17 protein-coding genes are annotated in these 17,452 nt (G+C 46.7%); 5 read left to right on the top strand and 12 right to left on the bottom strand.

From position 1 onward, the window contains the following. Positions 1-1,131, top strand: coding sequence for an aminotransferase class I/II-fold pyridoxal phosphate-dependent enzyme (locus SAPGRDRAFT_RS04450; protein WP_002657534.1), 1,131 nt, complete (start codon positions 1-3; stop codon positions 1,129-1,131). A gap of 580 nt (positions 1,132-1,711) precedes the next feature. Here SAPGRDRAFT_RS04450 and SAPGRDRAFT_RS04440 read toward each other — a convergent pair. The 8 genes from SAPGRDRAFT_RS04440 to SAPGRDRAFT_RS04405 all read right to left on the bottom strand — a co-directional run bounded on the left by SAPGRDRAFT_RS04440 (position 1,712) and on the right by SAPGRDRAFT_RS04405 (position 8,480). Continuing rightward, positions 1,712-2,407, bottom strand: coding sequence for a response regulator transcription factor (locus SAPGRDRAFT_RS04440; protein ID WP_002657533.1), 696 nt, complete (start codon positions 2,405-2,407; stop codon positions 1,712-1,714). Next, entirely contained in the window at positions 2,391-3,137 is a 747-nt protein-coding gene (locus SAPGRDRAFT_RS04435; RefSeq protein ID WP_002657531.1) for a sensor histidine kinase, read from the bottom strand. The genes SAPGRDRAFT_RS04440 and SAPGRDRAFT_RS04435 overlap by 17 nt, the downstream gene beginning before the upstream one ends. Continuing rightward, complete coding sequence (locus SAPGRDRAFT_RS04430; protein ID WP_002657530.1) at positions 3,104-3,757, bottom strand: hypothetical protein; 654 nt, start codon at positions 3,755-3,757, stop codon at positions 3,104-3,106. Before SAPGRDRAFT_RS04430 ends, SAPGRDRAFT_RS04435 begins: the two co-directional genes overlap by 34 nt. Positions 3,758-3,907: 150 nt before the next feature. After that, on the bottom strand, positions 3,908-4,717 hold the full coding sequence (locus SAPGRDRAFT_RS04425; RefSeq protein WP_002657527.1) for a hypothetical protein: 810 nt from the start codon (positions 4,715-4,717) through the stop codon (positions 3,908-3,910). A gap of 9 nt (positions 4,718-4,726) precedes the next feature. Beyond that, positions 4,727-5,077 carry a hypothetical protein gene (locus SAPGRDRAFT_RS04420; RefSeq protein WP_002657525.1) on the bottom strand — a complete coding sequence of 117 codons (351 nt, stop codon included), beginning with the start codon at positions 5,075-5,077 and terminating at the stop codon, positions 4,727-4,729. A 174-nt stretch (positions 5,078-5,251) separates the two neighbouring features. Further along, positions 5,252-6,331, bottom strand: coding sequence for an OmpA family protein (locus tag SAPGRDRAFT_RS04415; protein ID WP_002657523.1), 1,080 nt, complete (start codon positions 6,329-6,331; stop codon positions 5,252-5,254). A 293-nt stretch (positions 6,332-6,624) separates the two neighbouring features. Further along, positions 6,625-7,290: a spermidine synthase gene (locus SAPGRDRAFT_RS04410; protein ID WP_002657520.1), complete on the bottom strand. Its 666-nt coding sequence runs from the start codon at positions 7,288-7,290 to the stop codon at positions 6,625-6,627. Further along, positions 7,281-8,480: a putative sugar nucleotidyl transferase gene (locus SAPGRDRAFT_RS04405; protein WP_002657519.1), complete on the bottom strand. Its 1,200-nt coding sequence runs from the start codon at positions 8,478-8,480 to the stop codon at positions 7,281-7,283. Before SAPGRDRAFT_RS04405 ends, SAPGRDRAFT_RS04410 begins: the two co-directional genes overlap by 10 nt. Before the next feature lie 124 nt (positions 8,481-8,604). On the opposite strand from SAPGRDRAFT_RS04405, the gene SAPGRDRAFT_RS04400 reads away from it, so the two are divergent. Beyond that, positions 8,605-9,084 (top strand): 2'-5' RNA ligase family protein, encoded by a 480-nt coding sequence (locus SAPGRDRAFT_RS04400; protein ID WP_002657517.1) that lies wholly within the window; start codon positions 8,605-8,607, stop codon positions 9,082-9,084. Positions 9,085-9,258: 174 nt separating this feature from the next. Here the strand turns inward: SAPGRDRAFT_RS04400 and msrB are convergent, their stop codons facing one another. Continuing rightward, a complete protein-coding gene (gene msrB / locus SAPGRDRAFT_RS04395; protein ID WP_002657515.1) occupies positions 9,259-9,654 on the bottom strand; it encodes a peptide-methionine (R)-S-oxide reductase MsrB in 396 nt (131 codons plus the stop codon). 427 nt (positions 9,655-10,081) lie between these two features. On the opposite strand from msrB, the gene SAPGRDRAFT_RS04385 reads away from it, so the two are divergent. Both SAPGRDRAFT_RS04385 and metK read left to right on the top strand, forming a co-directional pair. Beyond that, positions 10,082-11,590 carry a Fic family protein gene (locus SAPGRDRAFT_RS04385; RefSeq protein ID WP_002657512.1) on the top strand — a complete coding sequence of 503 codons (1,509 nt, stop codon included), beginning with the start codon at positions 10,082-10,084 and terminating at the stop codon, positions 11,588-11,590. A 165-nt stretch (positions 11,591-11,755) separates the two neighbouring features. Next, on the top strand, positions 11,756-13,009 hold the full coding sequence (gene metK, locus SAPGRDRAFT_RS04380) for a methionine adenosyltransferase (RefSeq protein WP_002657511.1): 1,254 nt from the start codon (positions 11,756-11,758) through the stop codon (positions 13,007-13,009). A gap of 281 nt (positions 13,010-13,290) precedes the next feature. Here the strand turns inward: metK and SAPGRDRAFT_RS04370 are convergent, their stop codons facing one another. Beyond that, the gene (locus SAPGRDRAFT_RS04370) at positions 13,291-14,355 is read right to left on the bottom strand and encodes a hypothetical protein (RefSeq protein WP_002657510.1); all 1,065 of its coding nucleotides are present in this window, start codon (positions 14,353-14,355) and stop codon (positions 13,291-13,293) included. Between the two features lie 221 nt (positions 14,356-14,576). Between SAPGRDRAFT_RS04370 and SAPGRDRAFT_RS04365 the strand changes: the two genes are divergently transcribed. Beyond that, complete coding sequence (locus SAPGRDRAFT_RS04365) at positions 14,577-15,953, top strand: flavin-containing monooxygenase (RefSeq protein ID WP_002657508.1); 1,377 nt, start codon at positions 14,577-14,579, stop codon at positions 15,951-15,953. Here SAPGRDRAFT_RS04365 and SAPGRDRAFT_RS04360 read toward each other — a convergent pair. Then, positions 15,916-16,395 carry a hypothetical protein gene (locus tag SAPGRDRAFT_RS04360; RefSeq protein ID WP_002657507.1) on the bottom strand — a complete coding sequence of 160 codons (480 nt, stop codon included), beginning with the start codon at positions 16,393-16,395 and terminating at the stop codon, positions 15,916-15,918. The two genes, SAPGRDRAFT_RS04365 and SAPGRDRAFT_RS04360, sit on opposite strands and share 38 nt — an antisense overlap. A 211-nt stretch (positions 16,396-16,606) precedes the next feature. After that, entirely contained in the window at positions 16,607-17,368 is a 762-nt protein-coding gene (locus SAPGRDRAFT_RS04355) for a transporter (protein ID WP_002657505.1), read from the bottom strand. Positions 17,369-17,452: the final 84 nt, after the last annotated feature.

The raw sequence follows: 17,452 nt of genomic DNA, 5'->3' as shown, positions 1-17,452 counted from the left end.
ATGAATCATGAAAAACGGCTGCAAGAACGTCTTGCGGCCTATGCTAAGCGGGGGATGCAGCGCAGTTTGCGCTATCGGCCAGAGCTCATTAGCTTTAGCTCTAATGATTATTTGGGTTTGGCTAGGAATCGGGAGCTCCTTTTGCAGTTGGGGCAAGAAAAGTATGAGCAAATGGGGGCCACGGGTTCTCGTTTGCTTTCGGGCCATCATCCTGCGATGTTGGAGTTGGAGCAGCAGTTGGCCCAATTTCATGATGCTGAGGCGGCTTTGTTGTTCAACACGGGTTATCTGGGCAATTTGGGTTTGGTTTCGGCCCTTTTGCAGCGGGGCGATACCTTATATTATGATGCCTTGGCCCATGCGAGTTTGCATGATGCTTTAAAACTAGCCAAGGGGCAGGCTTTTGCTTTTGCGCACAATGATTTGCAGGACTTGGAGGGGCAGTTGGCACTTGCGCCCAAGGGCTTGCGCTACATTTGGGTAGAGTCGCTTTATTCCATGGATGGCGATCAGGCGCCTTTGCGGGCCTTGGCCGATTTGGCGGAGCGTTATGGGGCGGCTCTTTTAGTTGATGAGGCGCATGCGACGGCCTGTTTTGGTCCAAATGGGGGCGGTTTGGTTCAGGAATTAGGCCTGAGCCAGCGCATTTTTGCCCGTCTGCATACTTTTGGCAAGGCGGTGGGCAGCCATGGGGCCGTGATTTTGGGCAGTTCGACCTTACGGCAGTATCTCATCAACTTTGCTCGTCCTTTGATCTACAGTACGGCTATGTCTTTGCCCCAAATTGGGCATTTGCGCTTGGTTTATCGCTATTTGGAGCGGGAGGGGGAGCGGCTGCGGGCCGAACTAGGGCAGCGCTTAGCCCATTATTTGGCCTTGAGGGAAAAACTGGCCCTTTCGGCTATTTTGACGGCCAATGAAGGCCCAATTCAGGCTATTTTTTGGCCAGGGAATAGAGCAGTTTTGGCCCTTTCGGAGTATTTGGAGGGAGAGGGTTTTGATTTGCGTCCCATTCGATACCCTACGGTGCCTAGGGGCGAGGAACGTCTGCGCATTTGCTTGCGGGCGGATATGGATTTGGGGGATATTTCGGCTTTATTGGAGGCGCTGGCAGCTTATCTTGGGCGCTAGTGGTTAGAGGTTTTGTTTTTTCTTTCCGCTATTTTTCTGAGGGGAGGAGTTGGGGCCTGCGCTGCGGCTTCGCCTTGCGCCGTTACGCTTTGGGGCTCGCAGGTCTGCTCGGCCCTGCGGCGGCTTTGCCGCCTGGGTCTGGCCCAAAGGGCCACCCCGCCGCATCACTAGGCCGTTCTGGCCCTTTGGGCCAGAGGCGGCGAAGCCGCCTATTTAGTGGGCGAGGAGGTGCAGGAGTTGGTCCAGCCATCCCGAGGGATTCCTTAGGGAATCCCGTAGAGGGGTGGGTGGGCGGGGACATATAGACGGATGAGGAGCGCAGCGACGAATACCATTTAAAAGGAGGGGCCAAGGCGGCCGCAGCAGAAAGAACTGGCTAAGCTAAAAGGCCGAGCGGCCCAGCGCTGCGCAGCGGTGGCCGCAGGCCAGACCGAGCTTTTGAGCAAAGCGAAAAAGCGATGGGCCGAGCGAAAAGCGAGCCGCGCAGCATAGCGGCGGCCCAGGCAGGCCCTAGGCCTGCCTGGGCCGCGGGCCCCAAAAGGAAAAAAGAAAAAACAAAGGTCAAAAAGACCAAAAAAAATTAGTTGAGGCGGATACAATCACTGGCCTTAATCAGGCCCTGCTCTATGGCATAAACCACTAGGCCCACGGCATTCTTGGAGCCCGTTTTAGAAAGCAAATTACTTTTGTGGGCCTCAATGGTCTTAACCGTCAGGCAGAGTTTTTGGGCAATCTCCTTATTGGTATATTGCTGGGCAATCAGTTGGAGCACCTCTAGCTCTCGGCGACTGATCTGGGTATTGGGGTCGAGCTGCAACTTAGGCGATTTTGCTGTAATTTGCGAGCGGAGCGACTGCATCTGTTCGGGGCTAAAGTAGTGGCCTTTTTGCTGGACCTCTTGGATAATCTCGACCAACTGTTCCTTATCAATCTCTTTGGGTAAAAAGGCATGGGCTCCAAGGCTCATCATCTGGCCAATGTAGGCCGTTTTATAGTAAGAAGTGAGCACAATAATCTTGGCCGAAAAAGGCTGTTTACTCAATTCATTGAGTACCCAAAGGCCGTCGCCCTCCTTCATTCGCATATCGAGCAGGATAATATCGACCTCTTGGAAGCTGGGGAGCTTTGTCTTTTCTATAAACTCTTGGCCACTATAGGCTTGGAGGACCACTTGGCAGGGCAGGGGAGAGAACTTCTCTAGATATTCGGTGAGTAGTTGGACCACCAGAGAGTCGTCGTCGGTAATAGCGATCTTAATCTTAGTTATTTGGCTCATAATGTAGGAAAGTAAAGGTAGTTCCGTTTGGAGAATTGGGTTTAAACTTAAATTGACCGTTTAGGATTTGGCAGCGCATAGCAATATTCTTTAGGCCTAGGCCATTTTGTTGTTCGGCCTTAAAGCCTCGGCCATCATCGCGGAGGAGGAGGGCCAAATAGTTATGGCGATAGCGGTAATAAATATCTATATGCTTAGTGGCTGCATGTTTATCGATATTGGTAATGAGTTCTTGGAAAATGCGGAAAAGTTGGAGCTTAGCCTCTTTGGGCAACTCTTTATTATTGCCATCATTGAGGTTAGATTGAATTTGGTATTTTTGTCGGAAGGGCTCGATAAAATCGAGGAGAATGGTTTCCATATTCACCTGATCAATCATAGGGGGGCTAAGATCGTGAGAGAGGCCGCGGGCCTTTTGGATACTCATTTTGAGCATCTGGTTGATTTGTGGATTAAAGTTAGAGAGCTTAATTCGGTAGAGTTGGGCGATAAGATCGTCATGTAACTCTTCTGCGATGCGGGCGCGTTCTCTTTCTTGGATCTCTACAGTAGCCGAGGCCAGGGCTTTTTGGTGGTTAATTTCGAGGCGGTGTTTTTCTTCTTCTGCGGCTTTAATTCTTTTGAGGTGGATACGGAGGAAGAAAAAGAGCAGGCCGAGGAGGGTCCCTAGGATAAGGGTTCCTAGAGCGAGGAGGATTAGAATTGTAGAGGCATTTTGCTGCGGGCCCATCCGTGATAAATTAAAGCGCTATAGAATAATTGGAGGCAGATGGCTCTGATGGTCCAAAAGCCAGAGACTAAAATCAGGTTTTCGTGAATCAGGTACTCCGTAGCGAGGGCCAGGAAGGCATCGAGGCTAAAAAAGAGGAGAATACTGGCGTTGAGGAAGGTTGTAGGCTTTTCGTAGTTTCTTTTTCCGCTGACCAATTGGTAGAAATAGAGCAGGCTAGCGAGCATAATGGAGAAAGAGAAGGGCAGTCGGTCATAGTATCGGAATAAATGGTAGTAGGGTTCGGGCAAGGCAAAGAGGAGAAAGGGGATCAGGCCGAGGCTGGCGGTGAGCAGGGTTTTCCAGGGCGGGTGTTGAAAGAGAAAGTGGTTATAGTAGAGATTGAGAAAAGAGAAATGCAAGAAAAAAGAGAGGATAAACATAAAGAAGACGCTCTCTTGGCGATAAAAGCCAATATAACTGGCAAGGCCTTCAGTGGCGAGCAAGAAAAGCAGGTAAGTGAGGGTCCAGTTTTTCTCTGCGTATTGTTTTGTAGTGATTGAAAGCAGCCCGCCCAGCGTTAGGATGACGATAGCGGAGACGGCAATCAATCGGCCTAATAAATTTATCCATTCCATCATAAGTAAAAAGCCCCAATTTGATTGGGGCTAATGTACTTAAAATATGCTTTTTGTCTAGTCCTAGGGTGGCTAAAGTTTATTAGCCTTTTTCGAGCGGCCTAGGGCTGGGGGCAGAGCAAAAAGCATAAAAAATAGTTATTGGGGCTGTATCTAATGAAGAAGGGGGAGATCGTAGCTATGGTAAGGAGGGCAAGGCGTGCTAATATCTGCTGTGCGATTGGCAAGGACAAAGCTAATCTCCTCGCTACTTTTCTTATTGGGGTCGTATTGGGTTAGAAAGACATCAATAGTGGTAGAAAAATCTTCATTGGGGGTATCTTTCAGGCCAAAAAACAGGAGGGCCTCTTGGCTATTGTGCTCTTTGAAGAGGAATTTAAAATCTTGGAAAGGGATTTTGAAGGCCTGCACCACTTTTTCGGCCTGGGCTAGTTCCTCGAACCATTGTGGGGAGAACATCAGCCAGCGGAAGCTGGGGATGACTGCATCTATTTGGTTTTGTATAGCTTGTTGAAATTGGCTGAGGGCTAGGGGCGTCTTGATTTGGTCCAAGATCTTTTTGCAGCCTTCTTCTAGGCTTTGCTTTTGTTGGTCGAGCGTGTTATTGCTAGCTGCTTGTAGTCGGTTATTGAGCTCTTGAAGAAATTGGATAAAGAGGTTGTTTGTTTGTTTTGCTAGAGGAGGCTGTTGTTTGGCGTTTATTGTGGGATGAATAAACTGCTTTTTGAAAATGGTCTGGTCCAGGATATACGCTTGGGCATTATCATGATAGTCATCAATAAGATAGAAGCAGAGCGAATCATTTTGATTGGCTAGGTAGAGGTGAACATAATCTGAGCTGCTATTCCATTGTTGGAACTCCTCTTTGGAGAGGGTGAGTCCGCTACCGGCTTGCAAGAACTGAAAGCCTTTTTGGCTATTTCGGATCTCGTTCCAGGCTTGGATCTCTTCTTTAATTTGCATAATGAACGATTAAAAGGATGAGTAATCTGAATTGGTGATGACTAGGGTGGCTTGTCCGTTGATATATTTGATGCGTTTGCTCGTATAACAGCCATTGATAAAGACAGATACAGACTGGCCGAGGCTAGTTTTACAATATCGTTGGCTGTCTTCTAGATTTAATTGTCCGTTAGGGCCAAGGGAAATAAATTCATGTTTTTTCTGTCCGCCTTTTCGCCCCACAATCGTCAGATGGTAATCAGATTGATTATCGATCAGGTATACTTTGGTATAGAGCCGAATAGGGGGGAGGGCTTGATAGAGGTAATCATTGATAAGGTAAAAAAACAGACTACTAACTTTTTCTATAGCTAATCGCATAACAAAAGATTTAAGGGGATAGGGCTATTTTGCTTCTGATACAAATATATGCCCTAGACTAGGCTCTTTTGTTAGGGGAAACCCTAGGATTTGCAAAACTAGGGAAAACCCTAAATGAAAAAAGCAGCTATTCCTGAAAAGGAATAGCTGCTTTAAATAGCGGTATAGTATAGTTTATTGGTCGGTACAGATGGCTTCTGCTTCCACCCTTCTATTTTCTACGCCGCCTTCTTCTAGGCCTTGTAGGGCTTGTCTTCCGCCGTAGAATAGAATCTCGATACGATCGCGGTCGATGCCCATTTTGACCAATTCTAGTTTAACGGCCATGGCCCGTTCTCTAGAAAGCTGGAGATTTCGGATATCATCGCCAAAAATATCGGTATGTCCGTGTAGGCGAATCATTGCTGAGGGATAATTTTCTAGATATTGGCGGAGTGTTTTGATATCCTGCATCGCCCGAACTCTTCCGTTAAAGTTCACGGCATCTTCCTTAAAGGAGATAGAGGGAAGAATCACCCGTTTATTGCAGCGGATATCGGCTAGGTCGGTCATGGCTTGAGGGCGATAGTCGATTGGCTCGGCCATATGTGTATTATTAGCTTCTTTGGGGTTATCTTCTTGGGCGGCTAGGGGTTGGCTAGCGGTTTTGGGTTGTAGGTAAGTAAAGGTAGACTCAAAGCGTTGGGTATTCTTTTGGGCCTCGCTTTCTTTTCCGAGCAGAGGGCTTTGAGCTGTTTTGATGAGAATATCAAAACAATTGAAGCGGTCGTTATCCATATCTCCATCGGTTCCTTCAATAAGGTCGAGCATACGGATATAGTGAGGGATACGAGCAAAGTGCATTTCACAGGTGACTACATCACCTCTCTTCATTTCGTATTCAATTTCTGGGATATCTTTGAGGATATCTACTTTTACCTCATTATTGACACGGATGTCTGTGATTTCCATCAATTTAAATTGGACCTCAATGCCTCGCATACGAGGAGGGGTGCGCAGGTACCAAGCATTGGGGTGAGAGCCGCTATAAAAGGCTACATTATTATCTTCTTCCACCACAAAGCGGAAGTAAATTACCGTGCGTTTTTCTCGGTATTCAATCTTATCAATCTGATAATTGGAATTGAATTTACGGTACTTGGGCAGGTAATCGAAAAACTTGTCGTTGGCCTCTAGCGTAGAGCTGCTCCCTAAAAACAGCAAGCTGCAAAGGAGCAGCAAACTAAAGAATGATTGATTGTACAGTGCTTTCATATTCCCTAAAATATTAAGTGTGTCGATTTTTTGTCTTTGGTTCTATCTTGAGTTGGAGTGTTTTGGGGGCTGTCGAGCCAATGAATATCGTGTAAATTAAGAGTTTTGAGAAATAAATTGCAAAAGACGGCTTTTTGTAGCTATCTCTTGTTAGCTAACTACTGGGCTACTCAGAATTTTATTTTAATTTAACTAAAAATAAGGAATAAAAGTCTATTTGCCAAGGGCCTCGTTCACCCTAATGATTTTTTAATCTGCACTTAGGTGAAATACCTAATATTTGTGACAGCTTATTATGCAAAATTAAAGAGAAGTTGGTTCTTTCCTATTTCTAGACTGTACATTTTTGGAAAGACTTGCCGAAATTGTTCCAAAAATGCTGTATGTCCCTTTTGATCAGACATACTGTTGTATATTATACGTCCATTAGGGGCCAAATGTTCCTGAATGTTCTCTAGAAAGTCTATGGTTCTGAAGGTTTCAGGGACCTGATTATCTACAAATAGATCAATGAGTATCAGCTCAAACTCGTCTGTGTTTTTTTGCAAAAACTTGGCCGCATCGGCTTGTTGGATGCAAATATTAGCCGCTAATTCGCTTAAAATATAGCGTTCACTCCAGTTAATGATGACGGGATCAATTTCTACCCCTAAGTAGTTGGCTTTTAGTCCTCTATTTTCTAGAAGCTGGCAAACGCTGCCCATAGCAAAGCCTAAAATAAGGACCGACTGAATGCCTTTTTTTTCGGGTTGCAGATAGTCAAAAGCTAGCCGAAAGTTGTGGTAGAGGTCTTGGTAGGAGTAGATAGCATTTGCCGTGCTCAGCATATAGCGCCCTTGGCGGTAGTGCAGTTCTAGGGGGCCGCTAATGGGGCTGTCTGCCTGCTCTAAAAGGAAGCTATAAAAATAGCTCGCTATTTTTTTGAAAAAGTTGGGCTTCTTTGTGACAGCTACTCCCATTTTCGATAGTTTTTGGTCCGTAGGAAAAGCTGTTCAAAAAGTTGGCTTTCTTTTTCATCAAAGGGAATATTGCGGCGTTGCATCATTCGCTCTGCGGTTTGCATGGCTTTATCGAGGCTGTAGCTTTGCCAGTTGTTTTTGCTGCCCCAAGCAAAAGAAGGAATAAACTTCTCCGGGAAGTCGGCGCCGTAGAGGTTGGCCGAAAAGCCTACGGTAGTGGCCGTATTGAGCATACTATTGATGCCCGTTTTGCTATGGTCGCCCATCAGTAGCCCACAAAATTGTAGGTCGCTTTGCTCAAATTGTTCTTGGGCGTAGTTCCATACTTTGACTTTGCCATAGTTATTTTTGAGGTTCGAGCTATTGGTATCTGCACCTAGGTTGCACCATTCGCCCAAAACGGCATTGCCCAAAAATCCGTCATGTCCTTTGTTCGAATAGCCAAAGACATTGACATTGCTGATCTCTCCGCCCATTTTAGCATAAGGGCCCAAAGTGGTTGCCCCATAGACCTTGGCGCCCATTTTTAGGACCGCCCCCTCGTTTAGCGCAATCGGTCCACGCAACATACAACCCTCTAAAACCTGAGCCTTGGGACCAATATATATAGGCCCCGTTTGGGTATTCAAAATACTACCTTCTACACGGGCGGTTGGATGAATATACAGCTGATCCTCTGGCCCAATCAAACGGTTGCTCGCCGAAAGCTTTTTGCCCTGCCCCTTCATGCGCTCAAAGTCTTGCCGAAGCTGATCATCATTGAGCCGAAAGAGGTCCCAAGGCCCTTTTAACTCGACTAATTCGCCTTGATAGCTTTGCTGAATGGGCGGCTCGATTAATTGGCCCGCTAAATATTGTTGGGCAGCTAAACAGCTAGTCTTCAAAGCAATAGATTGCCCTTGGGCATCGGCTAGGCTTTCGCCCAGCTGCAGCTGCTCGATGGCGGTAAGGAGGGCGGGGCTAGGCAGCACTGTAGCGCGGAGCAAGAGGTTTTCCTCTTCAAATTGGCAGGGATATTTTTGGGCCAAATAAGGGGCCGTAAAATGCGAGACTTTTCCGCCAAGCAAGGCCTGCCATTTTTCCGCCAAGCTGTCTATCCCCAAACGAAAGGCTCCAATGGGGCGGCTATAACTAAATGGGCGCAAACGAATGTCTTGGGCCTCACTACTAAATAAAATGATGTTGAGCATATAAATCGCTGTATTTGAGCAGATGAAATTGCCCGCAAATTTAAACAAAACTCTTTAAGGACCGAAGAGGGGGGCAATTTTCCCTAATAAGTTTGTATCTTCCTTTTCCTAATCACAATTTGCTATGCTTTCTCTTTGGTTAATCCCCAATCATCAGGCTTATCGGCAGCTGGCCCAACACATTAAGGGCCTATCGAGCTTAGATGATTCGCCGCGTTTTTGCCCTCACCTAACGCTTTTGTCTGGCTTGTTAGAGCCAGCCGAGCAGCTCACTCCAAAATTAGCGGATTGGGCAGAGAAGCTGATGCCTATTTCCCTAGATTTTCATCCCTGTGGCGAGCTAGAGGCCTATTATCGCTGCCTTTTTCTCAATAAACAAGGGGGGGGCAAGATAGAGCAGCTCAGAACAGAGGCCGAAGCGCGTTTTGAACATCTGCAGCTGCATCCTTTTGTGCCCCAACTCAGCTTTTTATATGGGGCCCTGCCCATCTTTAATGAGGAAAACAAAGACCAAGCTATTCCCTTAGATTTTGACCGCCTGCAGCTGGTGCATACCGCCCCTAGGCCCAATGAATGGGAGATTTTGACAGAAATTAAGTTCTAGGATGATTTGGGGCTGCCCCGCCCTTTGGGCGGGTCGGGCCATTGCGCAGCTCGCAGGTCTGCTCGGCCCTGCAGCGCTTTCAGCGCTTTGGTCTGCCGCCTTCGGCGGCCCTGCTACAGCCCCTCAGCCGAGGCGCTGCGCGCCTCTTCGGCGGCTTCGCCGCCTCTTTGGACCTTATTCTTTGGGGCTAAAGTTTAGGCTAGCCGAATTGATACAATAGCGAACTCCCGTAGGGGCTGGCCCATCATTAAAGATATGGCCCAAATGCGATTCGCATTGGGGGCAAAGCAGCTCGATGCGCTGCATGCCATGGCTATAATCTGGCCGTTGGATGATATTGGCGCTGCCTAATTCGGTCCAGAAGCTGGGCCAGCCACAGCCCGAATGATATTTTTGTTGGGCATTAAAAAGGGGCCAATTGCAGGCTTTGCAGCTATATTGGCCGGGCCGTTCTTCTTGGTAATAGGCTCCTGTAAAGGGGCGTTCGGTGCCTGCTTGCCGCAAAATGCGGTATTCTTCTGGCTGAAGTTGGGCCTTCCATTGGGCCTCGGTTTTTTCTACTTTTTTCATGGCGTTTTTTTTCTTAAACAGTCTTTTTTGCTTTTGGTTGGCCCAAAGCGGTATTCCTCGCTTCGCTCGTCATCCTTGCTGATGACCCGCCCACCCACCCCTCTGCGGGATTCCTTGCGGAATCCCTCGGGCTGCCTGGGCCAAATTGGTCCAACCCAAAGCGGGCCGTGGCCCGCTTTATATAAAATAGGCGATAGCCTGCCGCTTTTATGCAGGCCTTGGCCTGCATCGGCTGAGGGATGGAAAGTGGGGCGGCGCAGCCGCAGACCAAGGCGCTTTGCGCCGCAGGGCCGAGCAGACCTGCGAGCCACGACACAGCCCGACCTGGCCTTTGGCCGGGGCAGCCCCAAAAAAAGAAACTAATGATAGTATTTTTACAACTTAAGCCTTAAATTGTATGCAATTTTCATAAACTAAGCTGTTTTGTATGCAATATTCATTAAGGATAACTGTTTTTCGGGGGCGTGCGGCTGCTGAAGAGGGCTATTTAGTGGGCTATGGGGCTATCATTAATGCTTTAGGATTAGCCGTTCCTTATCCTGAGAAATTGGCTTTAATTAGTTTGAAGCATCGACAATATGAAACGGAAGCTTGGCGAGTTTTTTCTGTTCGTTATCAGCCAGAAGATGATTTATGGTCGCAATTGGTATTTGCTTTAAAATATGAAGGCATCAACTTGCTTTTTTTCAAAAAGCTGTTTGAGACTATAGCAGAAAAAGAGCTGTTAGCATTTTTGGCTTTGGCGCCAGGGGGGAAATACAGTCGAAAGATTTGGTTTTTGTATGAATGGTTGATGGGCCAGCATTTGCCTTTAGATGATTTGAAACGGGGAAACTATTGCTTATTGTTGGATGAGCGTTTGCAGTATGGGGTTCGGCCAGAGCGTTCTGCACGGCATAGAATTTTGAATAATTTGCCAGGATTGCCAGGTTTTTGCCCTTTAATATTTCGGAGCCAAGAACTAGATGACTGTATAGCAGAGGGTTTTTCTAGCTGGACAAATAATTTTAATTCCGCAGATTTGGAGCGAGCGAGCGCCTATTTAGTCTTAAAAGACTCTAGGGCTTCCTTTTCTATAGAAGGAGAGCGGCCTAGGGCAAATCAGGCTTGGGCTTGGGCTCGCTTGTTGGGGCAGGCGGGGCAGCAGCCCTTGTCGATTTCTTTATTAGAAGAGTTGCAAACTGTTGTTTTGGCGGGCAAGCAAAAGCGGGCATTAGGTATACGTCAGCAAGAGGGATTTATAGGAGAGCATGATTGGGCAACAGGGCAGCCCATGCCAGAGCATATTTCTGCAAAAGCTTCGGATCTAGAGAATTTATTAGCTTGTTATTTGGCTAGTTATGAATATTTAGAAGAGAAAGAGTTTCCCTTGGTTTTATTGGCTGCAGAAATGGCTTTTGCCTTTGTCTTTATTCATCCTTTTGTTGATGGAAATGGGCGTTTACATCGTTATCTTTTTCATCATATATTGGGGGCTAGGGGCGTACAGACTTCTGTTTGGCCTATATCAGCAGCTATACTTAATGATTTAAAAGGATATCATCAGGTGCTCAGCAGCTATTCTGCTGCAGTTTTACCTTTTATAGAATGGAGGGAATCGGCAGATCATAATGTCCAGATTAGCAATGAGACGGCAGACTACTATCGCTACTTTGATGTTAGTCGGCAAGCTCAGTTTTTTTGTAGTTGTTTGGCGCAAATTAAGGCCGAATTGCTTCCCAAAGAATTGGCTTACTTGGCAGCTTATGATTGCTTTAAAAGAGGGCTGCTAGAAAAAATGGAGCTCTCAGATGCTGAAATAAGTTTATTGCATCAATTTTTAAAACAGAATCAGGGGCGTTTATCAAAAAGAGCCTTAAAAAAAGAATTTATTCATTTTGAGCAGGAAGAAGTAAACTGGGCCGAGGCTTGTTTTGCTCGGGCCTTTGATTTCTGATCGCTTGGCGCTTGTTTCTCCGCTTTTTTTCTAGCAAAATAGGGGTGGGCTTAACTTCCTTTGCAGAAATTTATATCTTTGCTGCATTTATGAAGCGAAGGCCGCCCAAAAGACAAATTTGGCCCTTTGCATATTTTTTGAACAACTTTAAATTAGCGAGAAACAATGCCATATTTGTTCACATCAGAGTCGGTCTCTGAGGGGCATCCCGATAAAGTAGCCGACCAAATCTCAGATGCTATCCTAGATGCTTTTTTGGCCAATGATCCTAGTTCTAAGGTAGCCTGTGAAAGCTTTGTGACCACAGGTTTGGTGGTTGTGGGCGGTGAAGTTCGCTCAGAAGCTTATGTAGATATCCAAAAAGCGATTCGCAAAACTTTGCATAAAATTGGTTATACCAAAGCGGAATATCAATTTGATTACAACTCTTGCGGAATCATGTCTGCTATCCACGAACAATCTGCCGATATCGCGCAGGGCGTAGATGTAGGACGTGAAGAAGAGGAACAAGGCGCTGGTGACCAAGGAATGATGTTTGGTTTTGCCACCAACGAAACCGACAACTACATGCCTTTGGCCCTAGACCTTTCTCACCGTTTGTTGAGAGAGTTGGCAGACATTCGCAAGGCGGGTAAAGAAATGACTTACCTCCGCCCCGATGCCAAGTCTCAGGTAACCATTGAGTACAATGACGACAATCAGCCGATCCGCATCAACACCATCGTTTTGTCTACACAACATGACGATTTTGCAGAGGAGAAAGCCATGCGCAATCAGATCCAAAAGGATGTGATCGAAACTTTGGTGCCCCGCGTAAAAGCAAGCTTGCCCGAGCGCATCCAAGCCCTTTTTGATGACAAGATCATCTATCATGTCAACCCCACGGGTAAGTTCGTGATTGGTGGCCCTCATGGCGATGCTGGTTTGACTGGCCGCAAAATCATTGTAGATACTTATGGTGGAAAAGGAGCCCATGGTGGTGGCGCTTTCTCTGGTAAAGATCCTTCTAAAGTAGACCGTTCTGCCGCCTACGCCACTCGCCATATCGCCAAAAACTTGGTGGCCGCTGGCGTTGCTGATCAAGCACTCGTTCAGGTAGCTTACGCCATTGGTGTAGCCGAGCCCGTAGGTCTTTTTGTAGACACTTATGGCACGGCCAAAGTAGATATGAACGACGGGGAAATTGCTAAAACGCTTTCTACTTTGTTCGATCTTCGCCCTTCTGCCGTAATTCGCAACCTCGGCCTACGCAATCCTATCTATTCTGAAACCGCTGCTTATGGTCACATGGGCCGCCCTTCAGAAATGAAAGAGGTAGAAGTATTGACGCCTCAGGGCTGGGAAAAACGCAAAGTGGAAACCTTCACTTGGGAGCGTTTGGACCGCGTAGAAGATATCAAAAAGGCTTTTGGTCTTTAAGATAAATTTTCTATTTCTCTAGACATAAGAATAACCAACTCTAGCATTAGGGTTGGTTATTTTTTTATGCTTTGGGGCCCGCGGCCAGCTTCGCTGGGCCGCCGCTATGCTGCGGGGCTCACAGGTCTGTTCGGCCCTGCAGCCGCCTGCGGCGGCTTTGGTCTGGCGCTTTGCGCCACCCACTCCGCAGCGCTGGGCCAGTCGCTTCGCTCCTCTAGACGTAAAAATGGGCCAAAAAAAAGGGAGCCTAAGCTCCCCTTTTACATCAAACCAAAAAATGATTATTTCGGAATATTATCGCAGCTGATGTAGCTACCATAAGGCACCTGGCCCTGGATAACTCCACCAAACTCAATCTCTGTATGGTATTTTCCACCCACATAACGCTGCTTGAGCGTAAAGCCATGAAGCATGCAACTTCCGTCTTTATTCTTCTGAACAAAAGCACCCTTACACCAACGGTAAAAAGGCTTAGAGGTGAGTTGGTTCATGTAGGGGGTCCAGTCATTAGACTCTAGGTGAAAATAGAGTAGGGGCGTCCCGTCTTTTTCGCAAAGCTCAGTCAAGTATTTTTTAGACAAAGCACGGAGATCGCTATTTTTATCCATAGCACCTTTTTTAGGAACCTGCACTTTGGCCGCTGCTTGGCGGCGGGCTTCTAGTTTTTTGGCTTCTTCGGCAGCCATATAAGCTCTAATTTTAGCTTCTACGGCTTCGGCCTTATCAATAGAGCTTTGGGCCTTGAACAATTCTTGGGCTTTAGCTTCGGTTTTTGCGCCAGCGGCCACCATTTCTACCGGGCCAAACTCTCTGGGCGATTGCATTTGGACCACATAAACAATCCAGCTACCATCAGCCATTTGTAGCATTCTTCCCGCTTTTTGATATTGGCCAGGATTATAGCTTTTTTGAGCCTCTTGGTCATAAATAAAGCAGCTCATTTCTACAATAGAGTAAAACTGCTCGCCAGCAGCTACCCAATCTTTAGTTTCTGGAAAACTCACAAACTTGATGAGGTCTTCTTGCTCTAGGGGCGCGGCCAAATCAATAGAGTTGGCATTGGGCATTTTGGCGGCAAAGGCCGCACCTGCTACCTCTGATTCTGCTCGGCCATCTTTGGCGGGAAAGCGAAGGTTACCAACCACAACTTGGTAGTTTTCATTTTTTGCATAAAGTGCGCGACGCTCTTCTACAGAAAGTTTTTTGACGTCTTCTGGCGCTTTGGGCTGGGCCTTTACACCTGCAACACCGGCCTTTGCCTTTTTCTTAAGGCGGTTCATTAGTTGAGCTTCTGCCGGTTGGTAGAAGAAGAACAAGAGTAGGGGTAAAAATAATAATCTAGACATTAAATTAAGCTTTAGGTGAGATAAGAGGTCCTAGATAAACATTTACCTAAGACTTATTGTATAGATGACAATTCTTAAGGTTTTGTTACCCTTTAGAGCAATATTTTTAGAAAAAATCTATTTAGTACGATTTCCCGAATTCATTAGATTTTTTTAACGGTAGAAATTTTCATTTTTTTTTGAAAACCGTTATCTATTGGCAGAAAGTCTATTATAGCGAGATGCTTAGCATGTTACGCTTTCACCAAAACTATATATTTGTGCCCAATCGCAAGAATAATGTTCACGGCCCCAAATCCCTCCTCCAAACAGAAAAAAAATATGCTATTATTGGTGCCGGCCCTTCGGGGATTTCTGCGGCCAAAGCACTCAAGGAACAAGGAATTCCTTTTGATGGCTTTGAGCTAGGTGTCGATGTTGGCGGATTATGGAATATCAATAACCCCAATAGCATTGTCTACGAGTCAGCTCACCTGATTTCTTCTAAAAAGAAAACGGAATTCAAGGACTTCCCTATGCCAGATCATTGGCCCGACTATCCCTCTCATCGAGAGATGTATAGCTATTTTCAGGCTTATGCCCAAGAGTTTGATCTTTATCCTCACTATTCTTTTCAGACCAAGGTGATCAAGACCGAAAGAAAAGGAGAGCAGTGGGAGATTACGGTAGAGCAAAATGGCCAAAGTTCCACCCATCTATACAAGGGGCTCATTATTGCCAATGGCATGTTGGCCCAGCCCAATTACCCTAAGTTTAAAGGGGAGTTTACTGGAGAAATCTGGCATTCTTCGCAGTATAAAAATGCGGCCATCTTTGAAGGTAAGCGGGTGCTTATTGTTGGTGCCGGAAACAGCGGCTGCGATATTGCCGTAGATGCGGCCCATCGTTCGCCGAAAGTAGACGTATCTGTCCGTAGAGGCTATTATTTTGTGCCCAAATACATTATGGGTAAACCCTCGGATACCTTAGGTGGAAAATGGCGCCTGCCTCGTCCTTTACAACAATGGATTGGCGGAAAACTCCTCAAGTGGGTGGTTGGCGACCTTCAGCACTTTGGTTTTCCTGCTCCCGACCATAAGGTATATGAGTCTCGGCCAGTAATGAATACGCTAATTTTACAGCATATTGGTCAAGGTGATATTAACATCCGTGGAGATATTAAGCAGTTTGAGGGGCAGACGGTCCATTTTAAAGATGGCCAAAAGGAAGAGTACGATATCTTGATGTTGGCTACGGGCTATAAGCTAGATTATCCTTTTATTGATAAAAAGGAGCTCAACTGGCAAGAACGGGCGCCCAAGCTCTACCTCAATATGTTTCATCCTCAATATGATAACCTCTTTGTTTTGGGAATGGTAGAAGCCGTGGGCTTAGGTTGGGAAGGCCGAGCAGAGCAAGCCCGCTTAGTGGCCAATTTTATTGCCGGATTAGAACAGGGCTGTGCCGAAGCCCTAGACTTTAAGGCAAAAAAAGCAGGTCCAAATCCAGATATGACGGCGGGCTACAAGTACCTAAAGCAGGATAATATGCCTTTTTGTGTAGATACCAGCACTTACCGCTCTATTTTAGAGAAGGAGGCTGCGGCTCTACCGCAATAAGTTGCAAAAAATGTTGTTCGTCTAGATAGAGACAGAGGTACAATTGCTCCTCTTTTTCTATTAGGCTATAAATGTAAGCGTCCTCATAAGGAGGAAGGAAAAGCCGAAAGCTCTGCCAGCTTTCGGCTTTCTTTTGTTCGAGCAGGGCCTCGCTTTGGTCCAAATCTTTGGCCCAATAGCCTGCTCGAAAGTTTTGGCTTTGGTCCAAAATGTATCGCTCTTGGGCACCCCAGGCCAGAGCAGGCTTCTTTTGGGGCGCTTTTGGGGCTTTGTCTAGGGGAATAAATTGACCCGCTTGATAGAGATAACTGGCTTTGGGAGCGATATAAAAAATACTATCTCCTTGAAGAAGCAATTCTCCGCCCGCCTCGGGTAGAGGCTGCAATTGGGCCAAAAGAAAAGAGCTGCTCAATAAGAGGGAAAGAAAAATAAGGTAGGGCATAAATGGGGTAGACTTTTGGGGCTAGGATATAAGGGGGAAGCGCAGAGAAGAGGGCCCCGGCTGAGGGATGGAAAGCAGGGCCGCCGCTAGGCGGCAGACCCAAGGCTTTTGAAGCGAAGCGAAAAAGCCTGCAGGGCCGAGCAGACCTGCGAGCTGCGACACAGCCCGACCCGCCCGCAGGGCGGGGCAGCCCCAAAAAAGAAAAAAACAACTAGTCTTCCTCTTCTTCTTTAGGGGAGGAAGGGGCAAAAAAGCGGCTACTCAGGCCTAGGCCAATAAAATACTGTTGGGCCGTTTGTAGGTCTAGGCCAAAAGAACAATCGAGCTGAAGGTTATTATTGATCAAATAAATGAGGCCCGTATTGGCCCAAATTTGGGGATTAGTTTGCGGTGAAAACTGTCCATAAGGCTCCAGGAAAACGGTCCAGCCCTTGGCCAAACTATAAGACCAACAAAGGGTGTAGCTAAAGCTATGTTGGCCCCCTTCTGCATAATGTGCGCCCAGATTATAGGCCAAATTGTGTCGGCTATTGAGCTGATGGCTAAAGGCTAATTTGTTGGTCCAGGCCCAGTTGCTCGCTCCCCCATAAGTTTGAAAAGGAAGTGCTATTTGGCTGACCCAAGCCCCTTCAGAAGTGCCAGAAGAGCTAGAAAAAAGCTGCATTTTTGTGCCTAGCTGAAGGCCCGAAAGGTTCCAGTGATTTTCTGCCGGCTCTTGCTCGGGCCGAAGGTGCTGCAGCTGCCCCAAGGCCCGCAACTCTAAGCCTTTAATGAGGCCGTAACGCCAAGAAAAACTAGGCAATTGATAGGCTTGTAAATCAGTGGCTTGCTGCCAGCTGCTGCCCAGCTCTAGCTGTAGTTGCTTGGGCGAAACAAGGGCCGAACTCTCGGATTGGGTAGGACGGTCGGTATTGATTTGGGCCAATAGAAGAAGCGGAAAAAAGCTGAGGAGAAAGATAATTAGTCGATGCATAATTTTTGTGTTTTTGTTATGTATCGCTAAGTTAATGAGTTGCTTCTGGATTTGCAAGCCTGCCAACAGTTAATATATTTGTTT

The organism is Saprospira grandis DSM 2844, assembly GCF_000275825.1.
Taxonomy (GTDB): domain Bacteria; phylum Bacteroidota; class Bacteroidia; order Chitinophagales; family Saprospiraceae; genus Saprospira; species Saprospira grandis_A.
Note: the sequence above shows the minus strand (reverse complement) of the source record. Positions and strands in the feature narration are given on the sequence as shown.

Excerpts from the sequence above, each read along its gene's own strand:
- SAPGRDRAFT_RS04435 (WP_002657531.1), bottom strand. The coding sequence starts at position 3,137 with ATGGGCCCGCAGCAAAATGCCTCTACAATTCTAATCCTCCTCGCTCTA.
- SAPGRDRAFT_RS04415 (WP_002657523.1), bottom strand. The coding sequence starts at position 6,331 with ATGAAAGCACTGTACAATCAATCATTCTTTAGTTTGCTGCTCCTTTGC.
- SAPGRDRAFT_RS04410 (WP_002657520.1), bottom strand. The coding sequence starts at position 7,290 with ATGGGAGTAGCTGTCACAAAGAAGCCCAACTTTTTCAAAAAAATAGCG.
- SAPGRDRAFT_RS04370 (WP_002657510.1), bottom strand. The coding sequence starts at position 14,355 with ATGTCTAGATTATTATTTTTACCCCTACTCTTGTTCTTCTTCTACCAA.
- SAPGRDRAFT_RS04425 (WP_002657527.1), bottom strand. The coding sequence starts at position 4,717 with ATGCAAATTAAAGAAGAGATCCAAGCCTGGAACGAGATCCGAAATAGC.
- SAPGRDRAFT_RS04355 (WP_002657505.1), bottom strand. The coding sequence starts at position 17,368 with ATGCATCGACTAATTATCTTTCTCCTCAGCTTTTTTCCGCTTCTTCTA.
- metK (WP_002657511.1), top strand. The coding sequence starts at position 11,756 with ATGCCATATTTGTTCACATCAGAGTCGGTCTCTGAGGGGCATCCCGAT.
- msrB (WP_002657515.1), bottom strand. The coding sequence starts at position 9,654 with ATGAAAAAAGTAGAAAAAACCGAGGCCCAATGGAAGGCCCAACTTCAG.
- SAPGRDRAFT_RS04430 (WP_002657530.1), bottom strand. The coding sequence starts at position 3,757 with ATGATGGAATGGATAAATTTATTAGGCCGATTGATTGCCGTCTCCGCT.
- SAPGRDRAFT_RS04385 (WP_002657512.1), top strand. The coding sequence starts at position 10,082 with ATGCAATATTCATTAAGGATAACTGTTTTTCGGGGGCGTGCGGCTGCT.
- SAPGRDRAFT_RS04420 (WP_002657525.1), bottom strand. The coding sequence starts at position 5,077 with ATGCGATTAGCTATAGAAAAAGTTAGTAGTCTGTTTTTTTACCTTATC.
- SAPGRDRAFT_RS04405 (WP_002657519.1), bottom strand. The coding sequence starts at position 8,480 with ATGCTCAACATCATTTTATTTAGTAGTGAGGCCCAAGACATTCGTTTG.
- SAPGRDRAFT_RS04440 (WP_002657533.1), bottom strand. The coding sequence starts at position 2,407 with ATGAGCCAAATAACTAAGATTAAGATCGCTATTACCGACGACGACTCT.
- SAPGRDRAFT_RS04450 (WP_002657534.1), top strand. The coding sequence starts at position 1 with ATGAATCATGAAAAACGGCTGCAAGAACGTCTTGCGGCCTATGCTAAG.
- SAPGRDRAFT_RS04360 (WP_002657507.1), bottom strand. The coding sequence starts at position 16,395 with ATGCCCTACCTTATTTTTCTTTCCCTCTTATTGAGCAGCTCTTTTCTT.
- SAPGRDRAFT_RS04365 (WP_002657508.1), top strand. The coding sequence starts at position 14,577 with ATGCTTAGCATGTTACGCTTTCACCAAAACTATATATTTGTGCCCAAT.
- SAPGRDRAFT_RS04400 (WP_002657517.1), top strand. The coding sequence starts at position 8,605 with ATGCTTTCTCTTTGGTTAATCCCCAATCATCAGGCTTATCGGCAGCTG.